This is a genomic window from Methylobacterium sp. CCH5-D2 (assembly GCF_001556475.1).
Taxonomy (GTDB): domain Bacteria; phylum Pseudomonadota; class Alphaproteobacteria; order Rhizobiales; family Beijerinckiaceae; genus Methylobacterium; species Methylobacterium hispanicum.
On sequence record NZ_LSIX01000960.1, the window covers coordinates 22,135 to 28,134 of the forward strand.

Genomic DNA, 6,000 nt, shown 5'->3' on the forward strand with positions numbered 1-6,000 from the left:
AGGCGGACGGGGAGGCACCGGATGATGGGGCGGAGGATGCTGGGGCGGAGGCTCGAACCGGCCCGGCGGCGTCCTAACTGCAGGCCCGAGCGCGCCCGGCGCGCCCGACCCATCGAGGAGGAGCCATGAAAGCCTTCGTCGTGCGCGCACCCGGCGGTCTCGACCGTCTGGAGATCGCGGAGCGGCCCGATCCGGGCGCGCCGGGGCCCGGCGAGATCCGGGTCGCGATCCGGGCGACCTCGCTCAACTACCACGACCTGCTGGTGGCCGCCGGCCACTGGCCCGCCGCGGACGGCCGGATCCTGATGTCGGACGGGGCGGGGATCGTCGAGGCGGTGGGGGCCGGCGTCGCCGAGTTCGCGCCGGGCGAGGCGGTCGTCTCCTGCTTCTTCCCGCAATGGCCGGACGGCCTGCCCCACGGGGCGGTCGGGGATTTCGCGGGCACGCCCGGCGACGGCATCGACGGCTTCGCGCTCACCCACGCGGTCCGCTCCGCCCAGGCCTTCACGCGCGCGCCGCGGGGCTGGGGCCACGCGGAGGCCGCGACGCTGACCACCGCCGGCCTCACCGCGTGGCGCGCCCTCGTGGCCGATGGCGGGCTGAAGGCCGGCGACACCGTGCTGGCGCTCGGCACCGGCGGCGTCGCGATCGCGGCCCTGCAGATCGCCAAGCTGATGGGCGCGGCCGTGGTCGTCACCTCCTCGTCCGATGCCAAGCTCGAGCGGGCGCGGGCGCTCGGCGCCGACCACACGATCAACTACCGCCAGCACCCGGACTGGGGGAAGCGGGCGCGCGACTGGACCGGCGGCCGTGGCATCGACCACGTGCTCGAACTCGGCGGCCCCGGCACCCTGGCGCAGTCGATCGAGGCGGTGCGGGTCGGCGGCCACATCGCGCTGATCGGCGTGCTCACCGGCCTCGCGGGCGACGTCCCGACGGCGGCGCTGATGGCCAAGCAGGCCCGCCTGCAAGGTCTGATCGTGGGCAGCCGCCGCCAGCAGCAGGACTACGTCGCGGCCCTCGATCAGGCGGAAATCCGCCCGGTGATCGACCGGACCTTCGGCTTCGACGAGCTGCCGGAGGCCTTCCGCTACCAAGAGGGCGCGGCGCATTTCAGCAAGATCTGCGCGGCGTGGTAGGCCGCGCCCCGTCCCCTGTCAGGAGCAACCCAGCATGAGCGATCGCATCATTCTCCGCGCCGGCGAGGCGCTGGTGGCGGGCGGCCCGCCCAACACCGCCTCCGAGCCCGAGGTCATCATCGGCGAACTCGACGGGCCGGTCGGCACGGCACTCGCCACGCTGACCGGCGATCAGGTGGTCGGTCACAGCCGCGTCTTCGCGCTCCTGAACACCGACATCATGGTGCGCCCGGTCACGCTCTGCGTCTCGAAGGTCAGCGTGACCGAGAGCAAGTATACCTCGATCCTGATGGGCACGGTGCAGTACGCCATCGCCAACGGCGTGCTCGACGCGGTGCGGGCGGGCTACATCCCGAAGGAGAAGGCCAACGACCTCGGCATCATCTGCTCGGTCTGGCTGAGCCCCGGCGTGATCCAGGCCGAGAGCGTTGACCACCGGGCCCTGTTCGAGATCCAGCGCAAGGGCATGACCGAGGCGATCCGCAAGGCGATGACGAACGAGCCCTCGATCGACTGGCTCCTCGAGAACCAGGACAAGATCGTGCACAAGTACTACCAGATGGGCCTCGACGGGAAGATCTGATCGTCGGCGCGCCGCCGGGGCGGCAGGTCCGCCCCGGCCTGTCTCCGCGCCCCGGCTTTCCGCCTCAGTTCGGGTGGAACACCACCTTCACGCAGCCGTCCTTCTTGTCCCGGAACGTCTTGTAGAGGTCCGGCCCGTCCGCGAGGTTCGTCGAGCGGTGGGTGATCAGCGAGGCGGTGTCGAACTTGCCCTCCTGGATCAGCTTGGTCAGTGGCTCGAGGTAGCGCTTCACGTGGGTCTGGCCGCTCTTGAGGGTCAGGCCCTTCTGCACGATCGAGCCCATGTTCACGGGGATCGGCCCGCCGTAGACGCCCGGCACCGAGACGATGCCGCAGGGCCGCACCGCCCGGATCGCCTCGGTCAGCGCGTAGGGCCGCTCGGTCGAGGTGAGCTTCTCCTGGATCGTCGAGAGCACGCTCGCCACGCCGTGGCCGGCGGATGCCTCCATGCCGACGCAGTCGATGACGCCGTCCGCGCCCTCGCCGCGGCTGATCTCCTGGATGCGCTCGAACACATCCTCCGATCCGAAGTCGATCACGTCGGTGGCGCCGTACGTCCGGGCCAGCGCCAGGCGCTCGGGCACCGTGTCGATGGCGATGATGCGCTCGGCGCCCATCACCTTGGCCGACTGGATCGCGAACAGGCCGACCGGCCCCGCGCCCCAGACCGCGATGATCTCGCCGCCCCGGATCTCGCAGTGCTCGGCCCCCTGCCAGCCCGTCGGCAGGATGTCGGTAAGGAAGAGGACCGACTCGTCGTCCATGCCGTCCGGCACCCGCATGGGCGCCACGTCGGCCATCGGCACGCGCACGTACTCGGCCTGTCCGCCCCAGTAGCCGCCGGTGAGGTGCGAGTACCCGAACAGCCCCGCCGTGGTGTAGCCGAACTGCTCGGCCGCCATCGCGGCGTTGCGGTTCGAGCGCTGGCAGACCGACCAGTTGCCGAGTTTGCACTGGCGGCATTCGCCGCAATTGATGTTGAAGGGCACGACGATGCGGTCGCCCTTCCGGAATTTGGTGTGGGCGGATCCGACCTCGACCACCTCGCCCATGAACTCGTGGCCGAGCACGTCGCCGGCCTTCATGGTCGGCATCTGGCCGTCCATGAGGTGCAGGTCCGAGCCGCAGATGGCGCAGGACGTGACCTTGATGATGACGTCGCGCCCGTCCTCGATCTGCGGGTCCGGCACCGTGTCGCAGCGGATGTCGCCCTTGCCGTGCCAGCACAGTGCCTTCATGGCGGATTCCTTGGATCTCGGGGGAGGCGAGGGGGCTCGCCGGGACGCGGGCGGCCTGGCGCACGGCACGTCCCATGGCGAAGCCCCCTCGTCGCCAAGCGGGGCGCCGCGGAAACTGTTCCCGCAAAGGGAAACGCGGACCTGCGGCGGATGGGCCGCCCGAGGTGCGGTTGGCCGGGAGGCCCGGGTGGAACCGCGGGGGCGGCCGCCGTGTTGGCCGGCACGATCCGGTGCGATGCACAACCGCCCGGCCGCGGCCTCGAGCGGCCGGCCCGTCCCGCACCGGGCCTGGGGGGGCACCCAGGCGTTCCGGGCGCGCCGCGCTGACAGCGCCTGCCGAAGACACGAAGGACACCAGCCCATGATCCGGCCCATGATCCGACCGCTCGTTCTGCTCACCCTCGCCCTCGGCGCGGCCTCGCCCGCCCTGGCGCAATCCGCCTCGCTGAGTGGCCCCCTCGGCGCCCCGCTGGGCAGCCACGGCCACGGGCCGACCATGCTGATCCACGGCAACTATTGCGGGCCCGGCAACAACGCGCCCCGGCCGCCGATCGACGCCCTCGACGCGGCCTGCGCCCGCCACGACGCCTGCACGCCGGACGGAGCCCTGCCGTCGCGAGCCTGCAACCTGCGTCTCGAGCGCGAGGCCGAGCTGATCTCCCGCGATCCGCGCCAGCCCGACGACCTGCGGGCGCTCGCCGGCCTGGTGGCGGCGGGCGCGGCGATCATGCCGGTGGATCCGGGCCTCGCGCGCCGTGGCGTCGCCGCTGCGCCGGCCGCCGCGCCGTCCGAGGTGCCCGTGGCGACCGGCAGCCTCGGCCCCACCGCCGCGGCTCCGTCGGCGGCCCTCGATCCGGACGAGGACGAGGCGGAGTGATGCGGGCTATCCGGCCCGCGATGCCCTGACCCTGCATGCGGCGCGGCTCCCGGGCCACGCCGCACGCACCGATTGCAGTTGGCCCGAAACGTGGCCGTACCTTCCCCGGTTCAGTCCTAGACGGCGCCGCGCGGGTGCGCCGACCCGGGAGGCGACCCATGAGAGCTCTGGTCTGGCACGGCACCCAGGACATTCGCTGCGAGACGGTGCCGGACCCGCAGATCGAGGACGATCGCGACGCCATCATCAAGGTGACGGTCTGCGCCATCTGCGGCTCGGACCTGCACCTCTACGATCACTTCATGCCCGGCATGCAGAGCGGCGACGTCATGGGCCACGAGTTCATGGGCGAGGTCGTCGAGACCGGCCGCGGCGTGAACGGCGCCCTGCGGAAGGGCGAGCGGGTCGTGATTCCGTTCACGATCATCTGCGGCGAGTGCGACCAGTGCAAGCGCGGCTTCTTCTCGGTCTGCGAGCGCTCGAACCGCAACAAGCACGTCGCCGCCAAGGCCTTCGGGCACACCACGGCCGGGCTGTTCGGCTACACCCACATCACCGGCGGCTATCCGGGCGGCCAGGCCGAGTACGTCCGGGTGCCCTTCGCCGACAGGACCCACATCAAGGTCCCGGATTCCCTCACCGACGAGCAGGTGCTGTTCCTCGGCGACATCTTCCCGACCGGCTGGCAGGCCGCCGTGCAGGCCGACATCCAGCCGACCGACACGGTCGCGATCTGGGGCGCCGGCCCCGTCGGCCAGATGGCCGTGCGCTCCGCCCTTCTGCTCGGCGCCCGGCAGGTGGTCTGCATCGACAGCGTCCCCGAGCGCCTCGACATGGCCCGCGCAGGCGGCGCGATCACGATCGACAACGGCCGCGAGAGCGTGGTCGAGCGCCTGAACGAGCTCACCGCCGGCAAGGGCCCGGAGAAGTGCATCGACGCGGTCGGCATGGAGGCGCACGCGCCCCGCGCCCTGGAGCACGCCTACGACCGGGTGAAGCAGGCGGTGATGCTGGAGAGCGACCGGCCCACGGTGCTGCGCGAGATGATCTACGTCTGCCGTCCGGCCGGCATCCTGTCGATCCCGGGCGTCTATGGCGGGCTCATCGACAAGGTGCCGATGGGCGCCCTGATGAACAAGGGCCTGACCATCCGCACCGGCCAGACCCACGTGAACCGCTGGACCGACGACCTCGTGCGCCGGATCGAGGCGGGCCAGATCGACCCGTCCTTCGTGATCACCCACCGGGCGAGCCTGGAGCAGGGGCCGGAGATGTACCGCACCTTCCGGGACAAGACGGACAATTGCATCAAGGTGGTGCTGCGGCCCTGAGGCGGCTCCCGCATCCCGCCCGCTTCGTCTGCCGAGAGGTCTTTCGAGAGGTCGCACCATGTCCGTTCCGTCCCGGCGCCGCAGCCGCTTCGCCTCCGATCCCCGGCGCAGGCCGGCCCCTGCCGCCGCGCAGTTCGCCCGCGGGCTGGGCTGGTTCTCGCTCGGCCTCGGCGTCACCGAACTCGCCTTCGGCGACGCGATCGCCCGGTGGCTCGGGATGCCGCGCTCGGGTCCGCTGATCCGGGCCTACGGCCTGCGCGAGATCGCGCAGGGCGCCGGCATCCTCGGCGCGCAGGATCCGACGCCGTGGATCTGCGCCCGGGTGGCCGGCGACGGGATCGACATCGCGAGCGTCCTGCCCGCGCTGGAGGGCGACAACCCGAACCGGGGCAACGCGATGGTTGCTCTGGCCTCTCTCGCCGGGGTGACCGTGGCCGATGTGCTGTGCGCCCAGGCCCTCATCGACGCACCCCGAATGCCGTCGGACGCGGTGCGCGCGGAGTACGGCCGCCGCAGCGGCTTCCCGCGGGCTGCAGCGGCGATGCGCGGGGCGGCCGCGGATTTCGAGCCCCCCGCCGACATCGTCGGCCCGGAGGCGATGCGGGCCTGGACGGCACCCGCGGCCTGACAGCCGCTCCTCGCGGACACTGACCCTCAGGTTACGGCGCATCCGGAGAAGAGAGGGGAGGGGAGGGCACTCTGAGAGCCCACGCCGCCTCCTTCGCACGACGTCGGCCCTTGGCGCCCGTCACAGGCCTGTTGCAGGTTTTTCGCGTGTTCGTCGCATCGGGTGTTGACGGGGCGGCTGGGCTTGCGTAGACAGCGCTCATCGG

The 6,000-nt window shown here is 71.9% G+C and carries 6 protein-coding genes; 5 read left to right on the forward strand and 1 reads right to left on the reverse strand.

Features of this window, described 5'->3' with window-relative positions; translation table 11 throughout:
* Positions 1 to 125: 125 nt before the first annotated feature.
* Together AX737_RS25985 and AX737_RS25990 are read left to right on the forward strand one after the other, a co-directional pair.
* On the forward strand, positions 126 to 1,139 hold the full coding sequence (locus AX737_RS25985; protein WP_066926500.1) for an NAD(P)-dependent alcohol dehydrogenase: 1,014 nt from the start codon (positions 126 to 128) through the stop codon (positions 1,137 to 1,139).
* A 34-nt stretch (positions 1,140 to 1,173) separates the two neighbouring features.
* Complete coding sequence (locus AX737_RS25990; RefSeq protein ID WP_066926502.1) at positions 1,174 to 1,722, forward strand: formaldehyde-activating enzyme; 549 nt, start codon at positions 1,174 to 1,176, stop codon at positions 1,720 to 1,722.
* Positions 1,723 to 1,786: 64 nt separating this feature from the next.
* Here the strand turns inward: AX737_RS25990 and AX737_RS25995 are convergent, their stop codons facing one another.
* Entirely contained in the window at positions 1,787 to 2,959 is a 1,173-nt protein-coding gene (locus tag AX737_RS25995; protein ID WP_066926504.1) for a zinc-dependent alcohol dehydrogenase, read from the reverse strand.
* 373 nt (positions 2,960 to 3,332) lie between these two features.
* On the opposite strand from AX737_RS25995, the gene AX737_RS26000 reads away from it, so the two are divergent.
* From AX737_RS26000 to AX737_RS26010, 3 genes are all read left to right on the forward strand, one after another.
* Positions 3,333 to 3,836 (forward strand): hypothetical protein, encoded by a 504-nt coding sequence (locus AX737_RS26000; protein WP_066926513.1) that lies wholly within the window; start codon positions 3,333 to 3,335, stop codon positions 3,834 to 3,836.
* Between the two features lie 158 nt (positions 3,837 to 3,994).
* Positions 3,995 to 5,167: a zinc-dependent alcohol dehydrogenase gene (locus AX737_RS26005; RefSeq protein ID WP_066926506.1), complete on the forward strand. Its 1,173-nt coding sequence runs from the start codon at positions 3,995 to 3,997 to the stop codon at positions 5,165 to 5,167.
* Positions 5,168 to 5,225: 58 nt separating this feature from the next.
* The gene (locus tag AX737_RS26010) at positions 5,226 to 5,795 is read left to right on the forward strand and encodes a cyclase dehydrase (RefSeq protein ID WP_066926507.1); all 570 of its coding nucleotides are present in this window, start codon (positions 5,226 to 5,228) and stop codon (positions 5,793 to 5,795) included.
* Positions 5,796 to 6,000 lie beyond the last annotated feature (205 nt).

Excerpts from the sequence above, each read along its gene's own strand:
- AX737_RS26000 (WP_066926513.1), top strand. The coding sequence starts at position 3,333 with ATGATCCGACCGCTCGTTCTGCTCACCCTCGCCCTCGGCGCGGCCTCG.
- AX737_RS25990 (WP_066926502.1), top strand. The coding sequence starts at position 1,174 with ATGAGCGATCGCATCATTCTCCGCGCCGGCGAGGCGCTGGTGGCGGGC.
- AX737_RS26005 (WP_066926506.1), top strand. The coding sequence starts at position 3,995 with ATGAGAGCTCTGGTCTGGCACGGCACCCAGGACATTCGCTGCGAGACG.
- AX737_RS26010 (WP_066926507.1), top strand. The coding sequence starts at position 5,226 with ATGTCCGTTCCGTCCCGGCGCCGCAGCCGCTTCGCCTCCGATCCCCGG.
- AX737_RS25985 (WP_066926500.1), top strand. The coding sequence starts at position 126 with ATGAAAGCCTTCGTCGTGCGCGCACCCGGCGGTCTCGACCGTCTGGAG.
- AX737_RS25995 (WP_066926504.1), bottom strand. The coding sequence starts at position 2,959 with ATGAAGGCACTGTGCTGGCACGGCAAGGGCGACATCCGCTGCGACACG.